General features: G+C 54.8%; 17 protein-coding genes. 11 read left to right on the top strand and 6 right to left on the bottom strand.

Annotated features, from left to right (window positions below):
* The first annotated feature begins 10 nt into the window (after nt 1-10).
* Together J2Z70_RS25715 and J2Z70_RS25710 are read left to right on the top strand one after the other, a co-directional pair.
* Nucleotides 11-2221 carry an ArnT family glycosyltransferase gene (locus J2Z70_RS25715; RefSeq protein WP_209877898.1) on the top strand — a complete coding sequence of 737 codons (2211 nt, stop codon included), beginning with the start codon at nt 11-13 and terminating at the stop codon, nt 2219-2221.
* A gap of 84 nt (nt 2222-2305) precedes the next feature.
* Nucleotides 2306-3289: a glycosyltransferase family 2 protein gene (locus tag J2Z70_RS25710; protein WP_209877896.1), complete on the top strand. Its 984-nt coding sequence runs from the start codon at nt 2306-2308 to the stop codon at nt 3287-3289.
* Nucleotides 3290-3364: 75 nt separating this feature from the next.
* Here J2Z70_RS25710 and J2Z70_RS25705 read toward each other — a convergent pair whose 3' ends face one another.
* The 3 genes from J2Z70_RS25705 to J2Z70_RS25695 form a co-directional block, all read right to left on the bottom strand.
* Nucleotides 3365-3931, bottom strand: coding sequence for an FAD-dependent oxidoreductase (locus tag J2Z70_RS25705; protein ID WP_209877894.1), 567 nt, complete (start codon nt 3929-3931; stop codon nt 3365-3367).
* A 104-nt stretch (nt 3932-4035) separates the two neighbouring features.
* Nucleotides 4036-5505, bottom strand: coding sequence for a sensor histidine kinase (locus J2Z70_RS25700; protein ID WP_209877892.1), 1470 nt, complete (start codon nt 5503-5505; stop codon nt 4036-4038).
* Complete coding sequence (locus tag J2Z70_RS25695) at nt 5502-6188, bottom strand: response regulator transcription factor (RefSeq protein WP_036722260.1); 687 nt, start codon at nt 6186-6188, stop codon at nt 5502-5504. Before J2Z70_RS25695 ends, J2Z70_RS25700 begins: the two co-directional genes overlap by 4 nt.
* 481 nt (nt 6189-6669) lie before the next feature.
* On the opposite strand from J2Z70_RS25695, the gene J2Z70_RS25690 reads away from it, so the two are divergent.
* The 3 genes from J2Z70_RS25690 (at nt 6670) to J2Z70_RS25680 (ending at nt 11500) form a co-directional block, all read left to right on the top strand.
* A complete protein-coding gene (locus tag J2Z70_RS25690) occupies nt 6670-7833 on the top strand; it encodes a glucose-1-phosphate adenylyltransferase (RefSeq protein WP_076083906.1) in 1164 nt (387 codons plus the stop codon).
* Nucleotides 7834-7856: 23 nt separating this feature from the next.
* Nucleotides 7857-8960: a glucose-1-phosphate adenylyltransferase subunit GlgD gene (glgD, locus tag J2Z70_RS25685; RefSeq protein WP_036722265.1), complete on the top strand. Its 1104-nt coding sequence runs from the start codon at nt 7857-7859 to the stop codon at nt 8958-8960.
* 107 nt (nt 8961-9067) lie between these two features.
* Nucleotides 9068-11500, top strand: coding sequence for a glycogen/starch/alpha-glucan phosphorylase (locus tag J2Z70_RS25680; protein WP_209877890.1), 2433 nt, complete (start codon nt 9068-9070; stop codon nt 11498-11500).
* A 240-nt stretch (nt 11501-11740) separates the two neighbouring features.
* On the opposite strand, the gene J2Z70_RS25675 is transcribed toward J2Z70_RS25680, so the two are convergent.
* Nucleotides 11741-12220 carry a GAF domain-containing protein gene (locus J2Z70_RS25675; protein WP_036722270.1) on the bottom strand — a complete coding sequence of 160 codons (480 nt, stop codon included), beginning with the start codon at nt 12218-12220 and terminating at the stop codon, nt 11741-11743.
* Between the two features lie 231 nt (nt 12221-12451).
* Here J2Z70_RS25675 and J2Z70_RS25670 point away from each other — a divergent pair, with 231 nt between their 5' ends.
* The 3 genes from J2Z70_RS25670 to J2Z70_RS25660 all read left to right on the top strand — a co-directional run bounded on the left by J2Z70_RS25670 (nt 12452) and on the right by J2Z70_RS25660 (nt 15033).
* Nucleotides 12452-12751: a hypothetical protein gene (locus tag J2Z70_RS25670; protein WP_036700151.1), complete on the top strand. Its 300-nt coding sequence runs from the start codon at nt 12452-12454 to the stop codon at nt 12749-12751.
* 179 nt (nt 12752-12930) lie between these two features.
* Complete coding sequence (locus J2Z70_RS25665; RefSeq protein WP_209877888.1) at nt 12931-13500, top strand: GNAT family N-acetyltransferase; 570 nt, start codon at nt 12931-12933, stop codon at nt 13498-13500.
* An 18-nt stretch (nt 13501-13518) separates the two neighbouring features.
* On the top strand, nt 13519-15033 hold the full coding sequence (locus J2Z70_RS25660; RefSeq protein WP_209877886.1) for an MDR family MFS transporter: 1515 nt from the start codon (nt 13519-13521) through the stop codon (nt 15031-15033).
* Between the two features lie 738 nt (nt 15034-15771).
* On the opposite strand, the gene J2Z70_RS25655 is transcribed toward J2Z70_RS25660, so the two are convergent.
* A complete protein-coding gene (locus J2Z70_RS25655) occupies nt 15772-16239 on the bottom strand; it encodes a MarR family winged helix-turn-helix transcriptional regulator (protein WP_036722277.1) in 468 nt (155 codons plus the stop codon).
* Between the two features lie 258 nt (nt 16240-16497).
* Here J2Z70_RS25655 and J2Z70_RS25650 point away from each other — a divergent pair, with 258 nt between their 5' ends.
* The gene (locus J2Z70_RS25650) at nt 16498-17295 is read left to right on the top strand and encodes an ABC transporter ATP-binding protein (RefSeq protein WP_209877884.1); all 798 of its coding nucleotides are present in this window, start codon (nt 16498-16500) and stop codon (nt 17293-17295) included.
* Entirely contained in the window at nt 17292-18542 is a 1251-nt protein-coding gene (locus tag J2Z70_RS25645; RefSeq protein WP_209877882.1) for an ABC transporter permease, read from the top strand. Before J2Z70_RS25650 ends, J2Z70_RS25645 begins: the two co-directional genes overlap by 4 nt.
* 141 nt (nt 18543-18683) lie before the next feature.
* Here J2Z70_RS25645 and J2Z70_RS25640 read toward each other — a convergent pair whose 3' ends face one another.
* Nucleotides 18684-19943 (bottom strand): BaiN/RdsA family NAD(P)/FAD-dependent oxidoreductase, encoded by a 1260-nt coding sequence (locus tag J2Z70_RS25640; RefSeq protein WP_209877880.1) that lies wholly within the window; start codon nt 19941-19943, stop codon nt 18684-18686.
* Nucleotides 19944-20206: 263 nt separating this feature from the next.
* Between J2Z70_RS25640 and J2Z70_RS25635 the strand changes: the two genes are divergently transcribed.
* Complete coding sequence (locus tag J2Z70_RS25635; protein WP_209877878.1) at nt 20207-21826, top strand: ATP-binding protein; 1620 nt, start codon at nt 20207-20209, stop codon at nt 21824-21826.
* The last annotated feature ends 111 nt before the right edge of the window (nt 21827-21937 follow it).

Raw genomic sequence — 21937 nt, 5'->3', positions numbered from 1 at the left:
GGATCAAACGATGAAAATACTGAAGAGGCCGGGTACCGATGTTGTACTGGTAATGATTATGCTGCTGGCCGCCGTCCTGTACGGATACGGAATCTGGAATGACCAATATGCCAATACGTACTATACAACCGCAGTGGGCAGCATGCTGCAGAGCTTCCATAACTTCTTCTTCGCTTCCCTGGATTCAGCAGGGTCTGTAACAGTTGATAAGCCGCCGGTAACCTTCTGGCTGCAGACCTTAAGTGCACTGGTCTTCGGCCTGCATGGCTGGAGTGTCATTCTCCCCCAGGTGCTCGGCGGTGTAGGCTCGGTACTCTTAGTCTATCTGCTGGTGAAGCCAACCTTCGGACAGGCGGCGGCACGGCTTGCAGCGCTCGTTATGGCGGCCACCCCGGTAGCAGCGGCGGTAAGCCGGACGAACAATATTGATGCGCTGCTGGTATTCACTTTACTGCTGGCAGCATGGTTTCTCTTCAGTGGCACCCGGACCCACCGGCCGGGTAGCCTGCTCGCCGCCTTCGGGCTTATCGGTGTCGCCTTCAATGAGAAGATGCTGCAGGCGTATATGGTTCTTCCGGCCTTTTATCTATTCTATCTCTTGGCAGCCCAGGTGAACTGGAAAAAGAAGACCGGCACCCTTGCAGCCTGCACTGCCGTACTGCTGGCAGTGTCTCTATCCTGGGCTGTAATTGTCGATTCCATTCCGGCAGATAAGCGGCCTTACATCGGGAGCAGCGGCACCAATTCTGTGCTTAATCTGGCTTTTGGCTATAACGGTGTGTCCCGCTTGACCGGTGACCGCAGCACTGGAGGAGCCGGGAGCGGGGGCTTCGGCGGCGGTGGCATGCCCGGAATGAACGGAATGAACGGGGAAATGCCGGACTTTAGCGGTGAATTCCCGCCCATGGATGGAACTGGCGGACAAGGGGGCGCGGACGGACAAGGGACGATGAACGGCCGAGATTCCGCCGCCGGGGACAATCAGAGCCGTGACAGCGGCGGGACTGCTCCAGGCCAGGACGGACGCGGTGGCGGAATGGTGCCGGGCGGTCAGGACGGCGGACGGCGCGGTGAAGGAGCGGACGGCGGCTTCGGCGGGTTCGGAAGCCCGAACGGACGCGGAGGGATGAACGGCGGCATGTTCAACACAGGCACTGCCGGTCCGCTGCGGCTGTTCCAGCAGGAGCTGTCCGGCCAGGCGAGCTGGCTGCTGCCGTTCGTGCTGTTTGGCAGCATCGGGATCTTGGCCAGCCTGCGTCGCAGGAGCTTCACCCGGCAGCATAAGGAAGCCCTCTTCTGGCTGGCCTGGCTGGTCCCGGTCATGGGATTCTTCAGCATCGCCGGCTTCTTCCACCAGTACTACCTGATTATGATGGCTCCGCCGGTGGCGGCGCTGGCAGGTGCAGGCTGGTCTCAGCTCTGGAGCTACTATAAGGAGCGGCAGACCTGGCTGTCGTGGCTGCTGCCCGCAGCGGTGCTGGCTACAACGGTGCTTGAGGTGTACATTATCCGTCCGTATAACGATACCATCGGCAGCGGCTGGTCCGTGGGCATACTGGCAGCAGGTATTGCAATGACAGTAGTGCTAATAATTCTGCGGCTGCTGAAGGCGGTACGGACTAAGCATTCCTGGTTACATGCCGCTGCGGCAGCAGGGTTCCTGGTGCTGATGATTGGCCCGATCTATTGGGCATTCACACCGATTGTCTATGGAAATAATAGCATGACTCCAGCAGCAGGGCCGGATAGCGGCAGCCCCTTCGGGATGGGGGCAATGGGCAACATGCCCAACATAGCCAACATGCCCGACATAGCCAACATGGGCGGCATGGGGGGAAGGAATAACGCTGCCGGTATCAATGAGTCTCTGCTGACCTATCTCAAGGAGCATAATACCGGCGAGAAATATCTGTTCGCAGCGATGGATTATGGAACGGCAGGCCCGTATATCATCGACGAAGGGGAGCAGGTCGTCATCCTGAACGGCTTCAATGCGTCAGATACGCCCTACACCCCAGCCACTCTGAAGGAGCTTGTAGAGAGCGGGCAAGTGAAGTACTTCCTGGTCACCAGCGGCGGCATGGGCGGGATGCGGGGCGGCGGCAGCTCGGAGATTACGGAATGGATTACCGCGAACGGGACGGAGGTTCCGGCCGCAGACTGGCAGGGAACGCAGAACAGCGGCAATGCCGGAACCTTGTACGAGATCACCCTGAACTAACCTGCATGAGCAGGAGATCAGGAAGCGCGTATATCCGGCCGTGTGCCGGCGCGCTTCCTTACTACTTTTAAGGAGGAGCTGCCCATGAGTGTTCAAGTGCGCTATTCCATTATAATACCGATGTTCAATGAAGAGGCTGTTATTCAGGAGACCTACCGGCGCATCAAAAAAGTAATGGGCATAACAGGCGAGCCCTACGAGCTGATCTTCGTCAATGACGGCAGCACGGACAACTGCGCGCAGATGATCGAGGAATACAGCTATTGGGATGAAAGTGTGAAGCTGATCGATCTGTCCCGCAATTTCGGGCATCAGGTCGCTATTACCGCAGGTATGGATTATGCGCTGGGCGATGCGGTCGTGATCATTGACGCGGATCTCCAGGACCCGCCCGAGCTGATTCCGGAGATGATTGCGGAGTGGAAGCAAGGCTACCAGGTCGTGTATGCCAAGCGGATCAAGCGAAATGGAGAGTCCCTGTTTAAAAAGTGGACAGCCAGCTTATTTTACCGGGTGCTGCGTTATTCAACAGATATCTCCATTCCGGTGGACACCGGTGATTTCCGCCTGATGGACCGCAGAGTCTGCGATGAGCTGAAGCGTCTGCCGGAGAAGAACCGCTTCGTGCGCGGTCTGGTCAGCTGGGTCGGATTCCGCCAGAAGGCGATAGAATACGAGCGGGAGGAGCGGCTGGCCGGAGAGACCAAATATCCGTTAGGGCGGATGCTGAAGCTGTCGCTGGACGGCATTACCTCCTTCTCTTATAAGCCGCTGAAGCTGGCGGGTGTTCTTGGAGCACTGCTGTCCGTATCCGGGTTTCTGTACCTGATGTATGTGCTGTATCTGGCGCTCTTTACGGATGCGGCCGTGAAGGGCTGGGCATCGATGATCGGGATCACCTTGACCTTCAACGGGTTCGTGCTGCTCATGCTGGGTATTCTGGGGGAGTATGTCGGACGGATCTATGATGAATCGAAGGGCCGTCCCCTCTACATCGTTCAGGAATTCTACAGCGGCAGGCCGCAGCAGAGCGCGCAGGAGCAGAGAGTCGCCAGTCTCAACAAATAACCATATTCCTTCCACATCAAAAAACCGCCTCTCCTCCAAAAAGGAAAGGCGGTTCTTATGTAACAGCTGTATCTGCTAAGCCTTCAGCAAATCGTGATCGACATAACGTGCGCCGTTCAGCTCACTGATAACGTTAACGGCAACCTTGGCGCCGTCCCCGGCAGTGATAATTGCATGAACACTCATCCCGGCCACAGTTCCGGCGGCCCAGATTCCGTCGATGTTGGTTCTGCCTTCCGGTGTGGATGCAATCACCGTCTTGATTCTTGGCTCCGTACCTTCTTTAGTCGTTACCCCGGCTGCGGCAGCCAGATCCGTCAGAACACCTGTCGCCAGCACGACATGCTTAGCTTCATAAGTAGCTCCGCTCTCTGTCCCGATGACGAAGCCCTCACCGCTGGCTTCCAGTGAGGTCGCCTGTCCGGCAACCAGCTCGGCCCCGAACTTCACGGCCTGCTTATGTCCGGTTTCTACCAGATCAGGTCCGCCGATCTCGCTAATTCCGTAATAATTCTCATACCAGCCTCTGCGGGTCATACCTTTGTCGTTGTCAATCAGCAGTGTTTTTTTGCCGGCCTTGGCAGCGAACAGGGCGGCGCTTGCACCGGCAGGACCGGCACCGATAATGGCGATTTCGTACATGAGATACCCTCCTAAAAGTTTTGATAGCATAAACCTCATGGAACCACTTCGCAAAACTCACTTCATTCCTGCCTACTATTATATCGCTATTTACAGCTCATTGGCTAATCCTGCAGGCATGGAAGGGAGACCTTGAAGGCAGCGCCCTCACCCGGAGCGCTGGATACCGTCACCTCTCCGTGATGCGCTTCTGCAATGGACCTCGTAATCGATAACCCAAGCCCGGAGCCGCCGTATTTGCGTGTGCGGGAGGAATCGCTGCGATAGAAGCGGTCGAAGACATGCGGGAGATGCTCCGCAGAGATGCCGGAACCGTTATCCTTCACGGTCAGCTCTGCCAGTTCTCCTGCGGCGTGCAGAGATATATGGATGATGCCCTTGACCGCATCGGTATGCTGAACCGCATTGTGGAATAGATTAAGAAGGACCTGTCTGATCTGATCAGGATCAACCAGGCAACGGATGCCGTAGGCCAGGTCGAAGACGACCTGCCGCTCTCCGGCCAGTACCCGCAGCTGCGCCTGCATGTCGTCAATCAGCTCGCCCAGCAGTACCTGCTTGACCTGCAGCCGGGGTGCGCCGTCCATCCGGGCGAGCAGAAGCAGGTCCTCCACCAGCTTGTTGATCCGCTTGGCTTCACCGTGCATGCTGCTGAGCGCGCTGTAGAGCTGTTCCCGGTTATCGGCAGCTCCGCGCAGCAGCACCTCCAGGAAGCCGTAGATGGACGTCAGCGGCGTCCGCAGCTCATGGGAAGCATCGGCGGCGAACCGGCGCATCTGCTCTTTCGCCTCCCGCTCATTCTTGAACGAAATCTCCAGCCGCTCCAGCATGCCGTTGAAGGACTGGGAGAGCTGGTCGATCTCAAGCTGGCCCTGCTCCTCGGGGAACCGCACATTCAGGTTGCCGGCATCGATAATCTGGGCCGAACGCCCCATGTTGGATAAGGGGACCAGCGTCTTGCGCAGCGTAGGCAAATACAGCAGCAGCCCGGCCAGTAGAGCCGCTAGCGACAATGCGCCGAAGATAAGCAGCTGCTGCAGGATGACATCCCTCAGCGGTCCGGTCTCCACTGTCATCTGCAGAAGCATCCGGGCAGCACCGGGCCTGCCCAGATTCATGAAGACAGCCAGATGTCCGCTGCCATCCCCGGCGGTAATCAACTGGTAATTCCCGCCCCTCTTGTCCTGGGGGAGCTTCAACAGCTGGTCATAGGCCTCATTACTCATTCTCGGTGCAGGTGAAGCGGACAGAGTCTCTTCCTTCAAATCCATGAAGCCGCCATCCTGATTGTAGATAGCGAGGGTAGTATGGGCGTCCAGCAGCAGGGGACGACGGTCTCCTCCGGGTCGTCTGTTACCTGCATTATTGAAGATTTCAAATGGCACAGAGCGTATCTGGGTCTCCATCGCCTCTGCCCGGTTGCTGTATATGAAATTTCGCATGAGTACATACTGGAGTGTGCCGATCAGTATAAGCAATCCTGAGAGAATGAGCAGCGAGGTGACGAGCAGCTGCTTGCGCAGGGAACGCGGAGCATGGAATCTGCCCGTGAATCTACGGGTCCGGGCAGTCATACCAGATCCACCCGGTACCCCGCCCCGCGCAGGGTGCGGATGATCCGGTGCTCCTTGTCGCCGAGCTTCTCCCGGAGGGAGCGGATATAGACCTCCACGATATTCTCCTCTCCGCCGAAGTCATAGCCCCACACCTTGTCCAGAATCATCGGCTTGCTCAGGACCAGTCCGTGGTTGATCACCAGATACTGCAGCAGCTCATATTCGGTCGGAGACAGCTCCAGCACCTCCTCCTTATGGCGGATCTCCTTGCGGCGGCCGTCAATCCGGAAGGGGCCGCAGCGGACCTCGCCGAGCAGGCCGGGGAACTGGTTGCGCAGCCGGGCCTGAATCCGGGCCAGCAGCTCCTCGAAGCTGAACGGCTTCACCATGTAATCATCTGCGCCCAGGGACAGGCCCGTGACGCGGTCGTCCACCTCATCCTTGGCAGTAAGCATGATGATCGCCACCTCTGCTTCCTCAGCGCGGAGGCACCGGCAGACCTCAAATCCGTCCATGCCGGGCATCATCACATCAAGGATGACGACATGCGGCTTGAAGTCGGCCGCTGCTGCCAGGGCCTCAGCGCCATCGGCGGCGGTCTGTACCTCAAAGCCTTCGTTAATTAGGCCCAGCTCCAGAAACTGAAGGATATGAGGCTCATCATCCACCAGGAGTAGCCGGACACCTTGGGCTGCTTTCATTAGCAATTCCTCCATATCCAGTAATTAAGTAAGTATAGTATGTCCATAGTTTGAAGCCACAGGTTGAAGGTTTGCTGAAAATAGGTCTTTGGAGCCAAACCTTCGATTCATTCGCGCTGATTGCGGTTAATCATATTAATCTAATTATAGTGATTTATCGCGCCATGAATATGAAATATAGTTAGAAATTACTCAGTTTAAGGCGGGCAATAAAGGGTTTTGACGGCGGGTATAGAACACTATTAGAATAAAGGATACAACCTGGTTTTTGCTTTTGATTCGGCTTAACCGGTAATATGTCCCGATCAGCTGTTTTCCTCCCCGTATCACCCGTATTCATCCTGTCTCTGCATTTCTTTTGGGCTACATCTTTTCACAACACTTCTTTTTAGGGTATTTACTTAGGTCTAACTTCACAGCATCACTCATTTAACCTAATTTATTACATGTTCCATTACCCATAAGTCAAGGAGGCTCTTCCATGAAGAAAAAAGAGATGGTAGCCATGCTATTGGCGGGAGGCCAAGGGAAAAGATTAAAAAGTTTGACCAAATCGATTGCCAAACCGGCTGTTTATTTCGGAGGAACCTACCGGATCATCGACTTCCCCCTAAGTAACTGCTCGAATTCGGGCATCGATACCGTGGGTGTGCTGACACAATATGAACCGCTGGTGCTGCATTCGTATATCGGAGTCGGCAGCGACTGGGATTTGAACCGCAAGGATGGCGGCGTATTCGTATTGCCTCCGCATGAACGGGAGAATGGAAGCAGCTGGTACCGGGGAACGGCGGATGCCATTTACCGCAATCTTAAGTTCGTGGATCAATTCGATCCGGAGCATGTGTTAATTCTGTCGGGAGACCATATTTACAAGATGGATTATCATGCCATGCTGCAATATCACAAATCCAAGAACGCCGACTGCACCATCTCGGTTATTGACGTTCCATTGGAGGAAGCGAGCCGCTTCGGCATACTGAATACGGAAGATGATCTGAAGATTTACGAGTTCGAAGAGAAGCCGGCCCAGCCTAAGAGCACACTTGCTTCTATGGGGGTATATATTTTCAAATGGGATGTTCTGCGCAAGCATCTGCTTGAGGACGGGGAGAACGCCGGATCATCCCATGACTTCGGTAAGGACATTATTCCGATGATGCTGGGTGAAGGCCAATCCCTGTACGCTTATCCTTTTGAAGGCTACTGGAGAGATGTAGGTACGGTAGACAGTCTGTGGGAAGCGAACATGGATCTTCTGAGCGATACGCCTCCCCTGAATCTGAACGATACCGGCTGGAGAATCTTCACCCGTAATCCGAATCAGCCCGCACAATATGTGGCACCGGGAGCCAAGGTATCGAGCTGCATCATTAATGAGGGCTGCATCGTGCATGGCGAGGTGAAGCACTCAGTCCTCTTTTACGGGGTTGAAGTGGGCGAAGGCAGTGTCATCACTGACTCTGTCATTATGCCCAAGGTGAAGATCGGCAAGAACGTGAGAATTCATAAAGCCATCATCAGTCAGAACACGGTCATTGAGGATAATATGGAAATCGGCGCCGACCGGGAGAATGAGAATGAAATTCTGCTGATCGACAAACGAAGCAAGAAGCTCAAATCTGTAGCAGCCAAAACCATATAACCACAAGAGGGCGGGGGATTCCGATGAAAGAGCTTATGGGTGTAATTAATCTTGATCATGAATTGGATAATTTAAATGAACTGACCTATTTCCGCTGCGGGGCAGCGGTCCCCTTCGCCAGCCGGTACCGGCTGATTGATTTCGTCTTATCCAACATGATGCGTGCAGAGCTGGAGAGCGTGGGACTGTTCGTCCGCCGCAAATACCGGTCGCTGATGGATCATCTCGGTGACGGCAAATCGTGGGATATGAACCGTAAGCACGGCGGACTGTTCATCCTGCCGCCAGACTGGAATGACCCTACGGACACCTCCCTGGGAGACCTGCAGCATTATCATAACAATCTGGATTTCTTCAAAAGGGCTTCAGCCAAATACATCGTCTTCTCCGGCAGCCAGCACATTAACACGGTGGATCTGCAGGACCTCTATCAGTATCACCTGGAGCAGGGCGCGGATGTAACGATGGTCTACAAGCAGATTGACGAGCTTCAGCCGGAGCATGATCCGTGTCTGCGGGTCGAGCTTAATGACGACAACCTCGTTACGAATATTCACCATGAGAAGCATCATCCGAATGTGTATCTGGACATCTTCATTATGGAGAAGAAGCTGTTCCTGGAGCAGGTGGAGCATTGCATTGCCCATGGCGAGAGCTATTTCTTCCGCGATGCCATTCAGAAGAACCGCCACAAATTCAAAATCTCCGCCTATGAATATAAGGGTTACCATGCCGTTATCAATTCGCTGGAGAGTTACTATAAGAACAGTCTGGAGCTGCTGAAGCAGGAGAATTACTTTGGCCTGTTCAAAGAGAATCCGGTGCAGACCAAGATTAAATACGAGGCGCCTACCCGTTATCTGGATAGTGCGTCGGTCAGCAACTCGCTGGTGGCCAACGGCTGTGTAATCGCCGGGACGGTGGAGAACAGCGTTATTTTCCGGGGCGTACAGATTCGTAAGGGTGCGAGAATTATTAATTCTGTGATTATGCAGAAATGCGTGATTGAAGAGAATGCCGTGATTGAGAATGTGATCATGGACAAAGATGTGCATCTCAGCAAAGACCGGATACTCGTTGGAGACAGCAGGCGTCCATTTGTCATAGCCAAGAGCAGCAAGATATAATATCTGGATCAGGGGGAATGTGCCACTTCGGGGCATTTCTTCTGATCCAGTGTTGTAATAGGCACTATTTTCAACCAATACATGCATCTGTAAGGAGGAACCTGCTGTTGTTCAACGATAAAGAGACTTTCAAACAAGTGTTCCGTGAGAAACTCATCGGGAAATTAGGCAAGCCGCTTGAAGAAGCTTCGAACGCCGACATCTATAATATTCTCGGCAACATGATCCGGGAGAGTGCCGGTAAGGACTGGGCGGACACCAATCAGAAGTTCAAGATCGATAAGGATAAGCAGGTATATTATTTCTCCATGGAATTCCTGATCGGCAGGCTGCTGGGCAATAACCTGCTGAATATGGGCGTGCTGGAGGTTGTCCGTGAGGGCCTCGCGGATCTGGGCTTCTGTCTGCAGGATATCGAAGAGGTGGAAGCCGATGCCGGTCTGGGCAACGGTGGGCTGGGCCGCCTGGCCGCCTGCTTCCTGGACTCGCTCGCTTCCCTGCAATATGCGGGACACGGCTGCGGTATCCGTTATAAATACGGCTTGTTCGAGCAGAAGATTGTAGACGGCTATCAGGTGGAGCTGCCCGATTACTGGCTGCAGAATGACAACGTGTGGGAAGTACGCCGCGAGGACAAACAGGTCGAGGTGCATTTCTGGGGACATGTGGACACCCGCTGGGAGAACGAAGAGCTTGTATTCGAGCATAGAGATTATGAAGCCGTACGGGCGGTTCCATATGATATTCCGGTTATCGGTGCAGACCGCAGACATGTGAACACGCTGCGGAACTGGAGTGCTGAGTCCATCACCCAGCCATCGAGAGTCTTCGGCGCTCAGGGCGGTACGGATTATCACAAGTTCCTGGAATACAAGCGTTCGGTGGAATCTATCTCTGAATTCCTGTATCCCGATGATTCCCAGTACGAAGGCAAGCTGCTTCGTCTGAAGCAGCAGTACTTCATGTGCAGTGCCGGCCTGCAGAGTATTATCCGGACCTTCGCTAAGACGGGTCTGCCGATTGACAGCCTGCCTGACAAGGTAGCTCTGCATATCAATGACACTCATCCTACGCTGGTGATCCCTGAGCTGATGCGCATCCTGATGGATGTCTATCATCTGGGCTGGGATCAGGCCTGGAGCATGACTACCCGGATGGTGTCGTATACCAACCATACCATTCTGAGCGAAGCACTGGAGAAGTGGCCGATCGGCATGGTCAGAGAGCTGCTTCCGCGCATCTTCCTGATTATTGAGGAGATTAACGCCCGCTTCTGCGGCGAGCTGATGAGTAAATATCCCGGAGACCAGGACCGGATCAATCAGATGGCGATCATCCATGACGATCAGGTACGGATGGCACATCTGGCGATTGTCGCCAGCCACAGTGTGAACGGTGTAGCGGCGCTGCATACGGAGATTCTGCAAAAGCGTGAGATGCGGCTGTTCAATGAGATGTATCCGCACCGCTTCAATAACAAGACCAACGGCATTACGCACCGCCGCTGGCTGCAGCATGCCAATCCCGAGCTTGCCGGACTGATCAGCGAGTCCATTGGCACCCGCTGGATGCATCAGCCCCAGGAGATGATCGGACTGATCAAATACAGTGAGGATGCCTCCTTCCAGGAGCAGGTGGCCGCCATCAAACGCCGCAACAAGCTGCATTTGGCTGAATATATCACGAAAAAGCATGGTATTGCGGTAGATCCCGACTCGATCTTCGATGTACAGGTCAAGCGCCTGCATGCCTATAAGCGCCAGCTGCTGAACGTGCTTCATATTATGCATTTGTATAATCAAATCAAGGATAATCCATCCATTAATATCGTGCCGCGGACCTTCATCTTCGGTGCCAAGGCTGCTCCAAGCTATCATCTGGCCAAGCGGATCATTAAGCTGATCAATACGGTGGCTGATGTTGTGAACCGAGATCCTGACATTAACGGGAAGATCCGTATCTTCTTCCTGGAGAATTATTCGGTATCGCTGGCGGAGAAGATTATTCCGGCCGCCGATGTTAGCGAGCAGATCTCCACGGCAAGTAAGGAAGCCTCTGGTACCGGCAATATGAAGTTCATGATGAACGGTGCGCTGACGATTGGAACCATGGACGGGGCTAACGTGGAGATGCATGAGATGGTAGGGGACAATAATATGTTCCTGTTCGGCCTCCGGGCAGAGCAGGTACTTGATTATTACCAGTACGGCGGATACCACGCCCGCGATATCTATAATGGCGACGGCCGGGTAAAAGAAGTCTTGGATCAGCTAATCGTCCCTGGCCCCTTCATCTCCCATGCCCAGGAGTTCGATACACTCTTTCAGTCGCTGATTGATAACAATGACGAATTCTTCGTGCTTAAGGATTTCGCCAGCTATGTGGAGACCCATGTCAAGATTGACCTGGCTTACCGGAACCAGAAGGAATGGCTGAAGAAGTCCATCATCAATATCGGCCATTCCGGCAAATTCTCCAGCGACAATACGATTAGCCGCTACGCCGCCGAGATCTGGCATATCGATCCGGTCCGGCTGTAACGCCATCGGTACAGGCTGCAGCTTCATAGCCGCAGCTCCAGGCGGTATAATCAGAACAGCAAAGCAAAAGCCGCCCTATCCAGGAATCATTCCTGCGGTGGGGCGGCTTCTTTGGTACATAAGAATTGATATGTTTTGGGGTCCCCGCAAAGTACCTGAGTCATCATCAAAGCTAAGCTCCACTTTGTGGGGGTATTTTGCGGTTCAGAACTTACTTGCTGCTGATGATGAAGGCTAGCCTTACAGCACCTCGGATACCATGGCTGCGAACCGTTCGAGGAAGCGGCGCTCTTCGTCGTCGAAGCGGTGCTTGAGCGGGCTGTCGATATCCAGTACGCCATAGAGGGTGTCCCCTTTGACCAGAGGAACAACTATTTCGCTGTTAGAGGCAGCATCGCAGGCAATATGCCCCGGGAAGGCATGAACATCGCCGACCACTAGCGTGCGGCGCTCGGCGGCTGCGGTTCCGCAGACACCGCGGCCCAGCGGAATCCGGATGCAGGCCGGAAGTCCCTGGAAGGGGCCGAGCACCAGCTCTGTGCCGTCGTACAAGTAGAAACCGGTCCAGTTGGTGTCCGGCAGAGAGAGCTTTAACAGCGCCGAAGCGTTGGCCAAGTTGGCAATGGCGTTCGGTTCACCCTCCATCAGTGCCCCGAGCTGGCTGAGAACGGCTTCGAACCGTTCGCTGCGAGTGCCATCATAAGGCATGGCTTGAAACATGAAGCATCACCTTCCTGTACCTTGAGTCAGTATGAATCCCATAACTGTTAACTATCAAGATAGTACAGTGAAGCGCTATACGTCAAGCATTAACGGGGGATTAACAGGTTTTACCGCTTAGTGGAAGAAGAGGAAGAAGCAAGGATTACTTAAGCGGGGATGTTTCCGGGAACTCAGGGCAGGGTAATGCTTTTATAAATACAGCAGGCTAGTAGCCAGAAGGAGTGAAACATGCGCGCCGACGTACAGAACTTGTTTATTGGAATCCATATGCTATATTGTGCACATGAGAAGGATCTGACACTAACGGAAATGCTGCCGGAGCTGGAGAACCTGGGGTACCGGGTGGCGGAGCGCGAAGTGAAACAGGAGCTGGAACGGCTGACCCAGGAGAATTTCCTCACCGCCCATGGCGACGCTTATAGTGTCACGGGAACAGGAATCGAAGAGTTCAAAGCCATTCAGGCCAAGCTTGGTGTACTGTGCACCGAAGTGCTTAAGCCGGTTAAGGCAGCGGGTGCTTCTGGTTAAGTCTGAAAGTAGCTGCACCGAATGGAATATAACATTAGGGATAAGGTACAGCGTCTGACCGTGTGGCGGCAAGCCATGGGGGCAGACGCTATTTGTGATGGATAAGCGGGAGTGACAGGTAAATACGCCGTCCGGGCAGAATAAGATGTATACTGATAGGGTTGAAAGGGGACGGGGACATGTATGTGTGCGGGGGGGTTATCCCGGAATTAAGCGGACGGAGGGTACGTCTGCGGGCGATGCTGCCGGCGGACGCACAGGCGCTGTTCGCGATTTGGAGCCATCCGGAAGTAGCGCCCTGGCTGGATGGCCCGCCTCTGTCCTCTGTGGAGGATACGGAAGCACTGATTGCCCTGCTGGCGGAGTGGGCGGTGGAGGAAGAGAGCCTGCGCTGGAGCATCCTGGGGCCGGAAGGCCTTGTCATCGGCAGCTGCGGCTATAACCACTGGCAGCTTCAAGGCGCTTACCGGGGAGAGATCGGCTTCGAGCTGTCACCGGCAGCCATGCGCCAGGGGTACATGCAGGAAGCGCTTACGCTTGCGCTTGCGTTCGGCTTCCAGAGCATGGGGCTGAACCGGTTGGAAGCCTTGTGCCATCCGGGCAACCTTCGGGCAGAGCGTCTGCTCACAGGACTTGGCTTCCGGCAGGAAGGCCTGCTGCGGCAATACCGGCATACAGCATCGGGCTATCAGGATGTAGTGATGTATTCCCTGCTGCAAGAAGATACGGGCGCAGGAGAGAGAACATAGAGAACATAGAGAGAAGGTATGGATTCATTGAGTTCACTGGGGGACAAGCAACGGAAGTTAATATTGACAGGGGTATTGCTGGCTACATTTCTGGCAGCGATTGAAGGGACGGTAACGGGTCCGGCGGGTCCGGCTATCGTAGGGGATTTCCAGGGGATGCAGTGGCTGAGCTGGATCTTTACAGCTTATCTGCTGGCGATGGCAGTGACCACGCCTATTTTTGGCAAGCTGAGTGATCTGATCGGGAGGAAGCCCGTGTTCATAGGCGGGGCCTTAGTCTTCCTCGCAGGCTCGCTGTTATGCGGAGTCTCGCAGAGTATGCAGCAGCTGATTATTTACCGGGGGATTCAGGGGATCGGTGCGGGGGCGCTGATTCCAATGACTTTTACTATTATCGGAGATATCTACAGTCTGAAGGAACGGGCGAAGACGCAGGGGCTGCTTAGCTCAGTGTGGGGGATTTCTTCGCTGGTCGGGCCGCTGCTTGGCGGTTATGTAGTGGATTACTTAAGCTGGCGCTGGGTATTCGTGTTCAATCTGCCGTTCGGCCTGCTGTCGATTATCTTCATCTCGCGTTATCTTAAGGAAGAGAAGGTCCGCCGCAAGACGAAGATCGATGTAGCTGGAGTGCTGCTGTTCGCTGCGGGAATGGGGGCGCTGCTGTTTGGCCTGACGACTGGGGGGCAGAGTCTGCCCTGGAATTCTCCGCTGCTGCTGGCTATTCTCCTGGCGGCTGTGCTGCTGCTGGTGGTGTTCCTGTTCGTGGAGCGCCGGGCCGCCGAGCCGATGCTGCCGCTGGAGCTGTTCTCCATCCGTAATATTGCAGTCTCTACAGGTGCGAATCTGCTGGTCAGCACGCTCATTATCGGCCTGTCTACGTATGTTCCGCTGTGGGTGCAGGGCGTTTTCGGCAAAAGCGCCGCCCTCTCGGGCCTGCTCCTGGCACCGATGTCGGTCGGCTGGATGCTGGGCTCCATCGCGGGCGGGAGGATGATTCTGCGTGCAGGCACGCGCCGTACGGGAATGCTCGGCCTGTCGCTGATTGTTATCGCAGCCGTGGGGCTTACGCTGATGAATGCAGACTCCTCGCAGCAGCTGCTTCTGGTGCTGATGCTATTCTGCGGGGTGGGCTTCGGCTATGCCTCGACCGTCTTCACCATTATCGCCCAGTCCTCGGTGCAGCATGAGCAGCGCGGTGCGTCTACGGCACTGAACACCTTCACCCGCTCGCTCGGGCAGACGGTGGGGGTGGCAATCTTCGGCTCTTGGCTGAACTTCAGTATTGACCGGAGCCTGGCGGAACAGCCGGGGGCAGCCGCCTCCGGCGCAGATATTAACCAGCTGCTTAACCCGCATAGCGGAAGCGTGCTGCCTAAGGAAGCCTGGAGCAGTCTGCAAGGTGCGCTGGAGGGCGGTCTGCACTCCCTGTTCATCGTGATGGCAGTGTTCGCTGTGATCTCCCTGGTAATCTCGGTGCGTCTTGACCAAGGGGTGCCTTCCATACAGGAAGTAAATACACCATCGAAGCGTTAAGCTTCAAGTCTTAGCACGGAAAAGAAATCGCTCGATTGGGGATGGACGGGGACCTTCCTTGTCTGTTGTGAATCATATATGTGCATAGCGCTGGGGAAAAGTCATCGGGCTGAACCTATGCGAAATTCCACATACAATGTGCGTGAACGAGGTAGATGTGCCAGAATGTATGTGGAAAACCACATACAATGTGCGTGAACGAGGTAGATGTGCCAGAATGTATGTGGAAAACCACATACAATGTGCGTGAACGAGGTAGATTTGCCAGAATGTATGTGGAAAACCACATACAATATGCGTGTACGAGGTAGATTTGCCAAATGTATGTGGAAAACCACATACAATATGCGTGAACGAGGTATACGGTGCGTGTACGCAGCCGTTTCCGCTTGTGTAGTTTGAAATTAGGTATTCGCATCCCGCTTAAACAACGGAGAGGACGGAACGAATGTGGAAAAGCGATAGCGTTCGCCTGAAAGCTTTCCGCAGGAAAGCTCGCTTCGGAAGCATTAGCAGTCTCGGGATTTTTACCGCAAAAGGGAATGAAAAAAATTCTCACGAGCACAGCGACCCAAACCTCGGTCCGTTCACGCAGCGTCCACTCGAGTGCTTATGTTGATTCTGCTCAAAATAAAGGGCTGTTCCAAGCAGCAGGTTCATGCTTTTTGGAACAACCCCTATTCTGATAATTGGCTCAATTAGTGAATAGATTCACAACCGCTGATTCCTCAACTACCCTTATTTGCGCGGCAGCGGGGAGAGCTTCTCGGCCTGTAGGCCCATCTTCTTCAGCAGCACAATCATCTGTTCCTTCTCTTCGTCGCTGAGTCCGCTGAAGGCCAGATGCAGGCGCTCCGAGTACTTCGGATACATCTCGTTCATCAGGCGTTCGCCCTCGGTAGTCAGCTCGGCAAAAATAACACGGCGGTCACTAGGGCAAGGCTTGCGCTGCAGATAGCCGCGTTCTTCCAGCTTGTCGATCACATAAGTAACGTTGCCGCTCTGCAGCAGCAGCTTGGCACCGATCTGCTGGATCGGCTGCGGACCTTTGTAATAGAGAACCTCCATGACTGCGAAGGCGGTCGGGTTGAAGCCTTCGATCTTGCTGCCGGTTACAGCATGCTCGTTAATGCTCTTGAAGGACTTGGCAAAAACTCTGTACAAATGCAGGGTCAACTGAGTATCGCGTTCATAGGATTGTATCATGCTTCTCCACCTCTATTGTTAATCGTACGGGCTTATCCGCACGGTTTGGAATACTTCCTTCCGGATATCTAGCCTTTACAATACGTCAAACAAAGATTGAAAAACATGTCATTTGTCACAATAAGCACACTTTTAATTATAAAAAATTGAACAATCTTTTGAAGGAGGGGTAAAGGGTGAAAATTATTGCAGCAAAGGTCCGTCTATGGTGCTATGATCGCATTATATTGAATGATGATACAGGAGATGGAGATAGATATGGAAGAGACAGAAGGCTCAGAGGAACAGAAGGCTCCGAAGCAGACGGAGGACCGGATCAACAAGTATTACGACGACGATGATGACTACGATGAAGAGGATACCGTGCTTGATGTGGTAATTGAGGAAGCAGGCTATGAGGCAGGGGATATCCGCATCTCAGGAATCTCCTTCCAGGTGAGAAAGGGCGAGCTGCTGGGACTGATCGGACCGAACGGGGCCGGCAAAAGCACTACGATCAAGACGCTGCTTGGTCTGCTGAAGCATGCCAAGGCCCGGGTGAAGCTGGGCGGCGAGAACCAGTCCTACGCCTACGTGCCGGAGCAGCCGGTATTCTACGAGGACCTTACTCTGTGGGAGCATCTTGATCTGGCTGCCGCTGCCTACGGCTTAAGCTATGAAGCCTTCGAATCCACGGCGGAACAGCTGCTGGTACAGTTCAGCATGACCCATGTGCGCGATGATCTGCCGGCGGGCTTCTCCAAGGGGATGAAGCAGAAGATGATGCTCATGCTCGGCTTCCTGGTACAGCCGGATGTCTATATTGTGGACGAGCCGTTCATCGGCCTTGATCCCAGGGCCACCAAGGATTTCCTGCGCCTGCTGGAGGCGGAACGGGAACGCGGCGCCGGGGTGCTGATGTCCACGCATGTTCTGGATACAGCGGAGAAAATCTGCGACAGCTTCATTCTGATCTCCGGAGGCAAAATTGCCGCTGAGGGGACACTTGCGGCGATACGCGGGGAAGCGGGGCTGCCGGAGGGATCGCTGTTTGATTGCTTCGACGAATTAACATGAGCCGGAATTCATTTGCGTTCCCGGCTGCAAGGAATCTCTTAAGACGAAGACTGTTCTCCCATTTCCGGGAGCAGAGTGCTATTATCCGTACGGCTGTAGACTGGACGGTCCTGCTGTATATCCTCATCCCGGGGGGCCTTCTCGGCGGCCGCTTCTATTATGGCTACTGGAACGGCAATCTCCCGGCTTGGTTCAGCCATGTACCCTTTGTGGTCGTGCCTTCGCTGCTGGCCATTCTGCTGGCTACCGGAGGTATCGTACTGCTGCTCCAGGAAGGCGATCTGCTGTTCCTGCGGCAGCGGCAGAACTGGATCAGCACGATCCTCAAGGGCGGGATGGTCTATAGCCTAGCGGTAACTGCGCTGAAGATGGCGGCGGTGTACGTCATTCTGCTGCCGTTTCTGATCCGCGGCTACGATCTGAGCACGGCAAGCGCTTATGGCCTGCTGGCGCTGACCATAACCTGTAGCTGGGCCGTTAAGCTGCTGGGCCATATCGTCAAGGTGCAGCGGCAGGGCTTCCGCCGCCGGCTGTGGCTGATCCTGGCGGTGGCCGTACCCTGCGGGATCTACCTGCGTCTCGCGCTCTTCTGGAAGGACAGCCCGGCCCTTCTGTTCCTGGCGGCAGCCGCCTACGCGGTAGTGACCGTTCTGGCCTTCAGAGCCCGCCTGCGTCTGCGCGGCACGTTCATGAATGATGTGCGCGAAGACTACAAGCAGCGGATGAGAATTGCAGCGATTCTGCTGCGCCGTGTGCTGGATAAGCCGCGGCCGACACGCTATAAGCCCTGGATCTTCCGCAAGTCGCAGCCGCTGCTGGCCTCGAAGCTGCCCGAGAGCCGCTTCGCCGCCGCAGGGATGAAGGCACTGCTGCGCAATCCGGCCCATCTCAAGCTGTATTTGCAGTTCACCGGGGTGTCGCTGGTGGCCATCCTTATTGTGCCGGTAGTGCTGAAATGGCTGCTGTACGCCATCTTGACTTGCCTGATGGCCTACTGGCTGACCTCCTTCTGGAATCTGTTCTCCGGGGATGATTATATCGGCATTCTGCCGTTCACCAAGGAGCAGAAGGCGGACGCCGGCTCCAAGGCGATGCCCATTCTGCTGACGCCCTTTGCCGTCCTGTGCTCCGCTATGCTCTGCATTCCGGCCTACGGCTGGTGGGGCTTGCTGATCTTTATCCCTGTCGGGGCTGCCGCCGGAATCTGGATCGGCCGTATCTTCAGTGTCATAAGGTTTGCAAGATAATAGCAAAGAGCCTTCCTCCACAAGCCGGGGGGAAGGCTTTTTGCTATTACGGCTGTTCTGGCTGTCACTGGCAGCATCCGGGATGTTTCTCAGATCGCAGGCCAGACAGAAGAAGCTAACTATAGGCGCTGCTTATCCACCTTACTGCTCCGCCGCATGCTTACCGGCCGTATAGCCGGTGGAGAAGGCAGCGGTAATATTATAGCCGCCGGTATACCCGTGAATATCGAGAATCTCACCGCAGAAATAGAGGCCTGCCGTCAGCTTAGACTGCATGGTCTTGGGGTCGATCTCCTTGAGCGCAACTCCCCCGCCGGTCACAAAGGCTTCCGCCAGGGAACGTGTCCCGTGAACCTGAACGGGCATCCGCTTCACCAGGGCAGCCAGCGCCCCCAGGCCAAGCTTGGGCAGATGATGGCCTGTAATCTCCCCGTCCAGCCCGCTCTTCGCCAGCAGCAGCGGGATCAGGCGCTCGGGCAGCAGACCCTTCAGCGAGTTGCGGATCGCCTTCTTCGGCTCCAGATCGAGCTTATTCTGGAGCATAGACTCCGCCTCCTGCAGGGACAGGTCCGGGAACAGGTCGATGGACATCTCCACGGTATCGGTTCCCGACTTCTGCTGAACCTGGCGCAGGAACTGGCTGCAGCGCAGCGCAATCGGGCCGGATAAGCCGAAATGGGTGAAGATCATATCCCCCCTGTGGGAGATCACCTTCTTGCCCTTCTGATTCCAGACGCTCAGCGTGACATCGCGGAGGGACAAGCCCTGCAGCTCCCCGGATTTGATCCACGCCTCCCGGGAGAGAATGGGGACCTCGGTCGGGAACAGCTCCGTGATCGTATGTCCGGCGGCGGCAGCCCAAGGGTACCCGTCGCCGGTAGAGCCGGTCTGCGGCACGGACTTGCCTCCAGTGGCGATGATTACAGCCTTCGCGCCGAACGCTTGGCCTGACTCCAGGCGGATGCCCCGGACGGCTCCTTCCTCGTAGAGAACCTCACGGACCGGGCTGTCCGTCATGATCTGCACACCAAGGCTCCGCACTTTGCCTATCAGAGCGGATACTACGCTTGCGGCCTTGTCCGATACAGGGAACATCCGCCCGTTATCCTCCTCCTTCAAGGCAATGCCCAGCCCCTCAAAGAAATCTATAATATCCCGGTTGTTGAAATGATCAAACGAGCTGTATAAAAAACGGCCGTTGCCCGGAATATGGGCGATCAGCTCCGAGGTCTCCTTTATATTGGTAACATTGCAGCGCCCGCCGCCCGAGATTCCCAGCTTGCGGCCCAGCTTAGCCCCTTTGTCGATCAGAAGTACGGACGCTCCGTGTCCGGCTGCGGCTACGCTTGCCATCAGCCCGGACGGGCCGCCTCCAATGACGATTACATCGTAGTTACTCATTCATTTGCTCCTTTTGCTTATTGCGACACTCTATTAACGGCATCATACCATTCCAGGCGGAGTGTAGCCAGGTCTAAGCGACCGAAACCTGATTATCGTTGTCAGGAATGCTCGGTTATGCTTTAATCTAAGTGGAAAAGGAATTTCAACCAATTTGAGGAGTGATTGCAATTATTTATGCGGTAAAGGATATTTTATTGCAAATATCGGCTGCCTGCATTTTTCTGTTTCTCTTTCAGTGGAGGCTGGACCGGGGCCATCCCTTGCGCAGGAACATCAGGTTTCCGGATGACCAGACCTTTCTGATGATCTGCTGCGCGCTGGGGATTACGCTGTGCATGGCACTGTCGGCCACGATGTTCGGGTTGGTCTATTTGAATCTGGCTATTCTCCCGGCGTATATTGGGATCTTATATGGTAATCTGCGCTCCAGCGTCTACCTCGCGCTATACTTCTTCTTCTGTACTGCATTGTTCTCGGTGCCCTCAGGTCTGGAGCATCTCTTCCTGAATACAGGGGTGCTGCTGTATCCGCTGCTCTTCGGTATGTCCGGGATGTTCAAGAAATCTGCGATACCCGGCAAAATCTTCATCCTGTGGGGCGCACTTTTCCCGAGCATGTTATTCATAGTCATTGTACCGAATATACAGGGCAGGAACGTCATGGATATACCTACCAGCGAAGCGGCCCTCGCCGGACTATACGGATTAACGGCCTTAATTCTGGGCGCCTTGTTCATCACCTATATCGATAAGGCGTGGGACAAGCTGCAGGTTAGGGTCCAAATGCAGGGAATCTCGGAGAAATTCCAGTGGGAATCGGAGAAGCTGCAGCAGATTACAAATGTGGTTCCGCTGAATATTATGGAGTTCGATGACAACGGGTATGTGACAGAGGTGAATGAATATATGCTGAGCCTGATGCAGCGTCATTGTCCCTTGTTGACCAGAGAGTTTATTTTGTCCAGGCCGGCTAGTGATATCTTCGGCAAAAGCATGGATCAGGCTACCCTGGACCGGTTACAGGCGGTTCTGAGGAGCAGACAGCGCTCCAATACCAAGATCAGGGTCGATTCGATGACCTATCATATTTTTACCGCGCCGCTCCAGCATGAATCGGGACTGCCGGGCGGCATCGTCATGATTATTCAGGATTTGACGGAAGAGGAGAAAATGCGCAGTGAGCTTGACAATGTCGAGCGCCTGTCGCTGGTCGGGCAGATGGCTGCGGGCATTACGCATGAGATCCGTAACCCGATGGCGGTAGTTCGCGGCTTCCTGCAGCTGATGCGGGAGAAAAGCCCGGAGGAGCTCCACTCCTATTATCATATTGTCATGGAAGAGCTGGACCGGGCCAACAGCATCATCAATGACTTTCTGTCGCTGGCACAGACCCGTGTATCGGACAAGGAGCCGGCCGGGCTCCAGCATATTCTGGAGGAGCTTACGCCGCTGATCTGGGCGGATGCCAATCTCCGCGGCCAGAGTGTGGAGCTGAAAATCAGCCCGACGATGCCGCTGCTGCAGCTGAATATCCGGGAGATCAAGCAGCTGATTCTGAATCTGGCCCGCAACGCCATGGAGGCGATGGAGGCCAAGGGCGTACTGACGCTGGCTGCCTATGAGCATGGGGATAACGTGCTGCTGATTATTACGGATACCGGAGAAGGCATGCCCCAGAGCCAGCTGAATCAATTGTTCACTCCGTTCTTCACCACCAAGAGCCAGGGGACAGGTCTTGGTCTGCCGCTCTGTCTTAGTATTGCAGAGCGGCATAACGGAACGATCCGGGTAGAATCGGAGGTAGGGTCCGGGACCTCGGTCATCGTTACTTTTCCGGTGGAGTCCAGAGAGGGAGCGGTCCAGAGCCCTGTATATATGTAGCAGATTTCACGGGGACGGCACCGTTTCGGGGCTGTGCAGCGGCAGGCTGCGTCTCTTGCTTTCGCAGAGTATGTATGTATAATAAAGTTAGCAAGTAGTGCTGGAACGCGG

Source organism: Paenibacillus silagei, assembly GCF_017874735.1.
Lineage (GTDB): Bacteria > Bacillota > Bacilli > Paenibacillales > Paenibacillaceae > Paenibacillus_AQ > Paenibacillus_AQ silagei.
Note: the sequence above shows the minus strand (reverse complement) of the source record. Positions and strands in the feature narration are given on the sequence as shown.

Coding starts and splice junctions, on each gene's coding strand:
- J2Z70_RS25675 (WP_036722270.1), bottom strand. CDS start 12,220: ATGTTTCAAGCCATGCCTTATGATGGCACTCGCAGCGAACGGTTCGAA.
- J2Z70_RS25640 (WP_209877880.1), bottom strand. CDS start 19,943: ATGAGTAACTACGATGTAATCGTCATTGGAGGCGGCCCGTCCGGGCTG.
- J2Z70_RS25700 (WP_209877892.1), bottom strand. CDS start 5,505: ATGACTGCCCGGACCCGTAGATTCACGGGCAGATTCCATGCTCCGCGT.
- J2Z70_RS25665 (WP_209877888.1), top strand. CDS start 12,931: ATGTATGTGTGCGGGGGGGTTATCCCGGAATTAAGCGGACGGAGGGTA.
- J2Z70_RS25715 (WP_209877898.1), top strand. CDS start 11: ATGAAAATACTGAAGAGGCCGGGTACCGATGTTGTACTGGTAATGATT.
- J2Z70_RS25650 (WP_209877884.1), top strand. CDS start 16,498: ATGGAAGAGACAGAAGGCTCAGAGGAACAGAAGGCTCCGAAGCAGACG.
- J2Z70_RS25705 (WP_209877894.1), bottom strand. CDS start 3,931: ATGTACGAAATCGCCATTATCGGTGCCGGTCCTGCCGGTGCAAGCGCC.
- J2Z70_RS25645 (WP_209877882.1), top strand. CDS start 17,292: ATGAGCCGGAATTCATTTGCGTTCCCGGCTGCAAGGAATCTCTTAAGA.
- J2Z70_RS25690 (WP_076083906.1), top strand. CDS start 6,670: ATGAAGAAAAAAGAGATGGTAGCCATGCTATTGGCGGGAGGCCAAGGG.
- glgD (WP_036722265.1), top strand. CDS start 7,857: ATGAAAGAGCTTATGGGTGTAATTAATCTTGATCATGAATTGGATAAT.
- J2Z70_RS25695 (WP_036722260.1), bottom strand. CDS start 6,188: ATGAAAGCAGCCCAAGGTGTCCGGCTACTCCTGGTGGATGATGAGCCT.
- J2Z70_RS25660 (WP_209877886.1), top strand. CDS start 13,519: ATGGATTCATTGAGTTCACTGGGGGACAAGCAACGGAAGTTAATATTG.
- J2Z70_RS25655 (WP_036722277.1), bottom strand. CDS start 16,239: ATGATACAATCCTATGAACGCGATACTCAGTTGACCCTGCATTTGTAC.
- J2Z70_RS25670 (WP_036700151.1), top strand. CDS start 12,452: ATGCGCGCCGACGTACAGAACTTGTTTATTGGAATCCATATGCTATAT.
- J2Z70_RS25710 (WP_209877896.1), top strand. CDS start 2,306: ATGAGTGTTCAAGTGCGCTATTCCATTATAATACCGATGTTCAATGAA.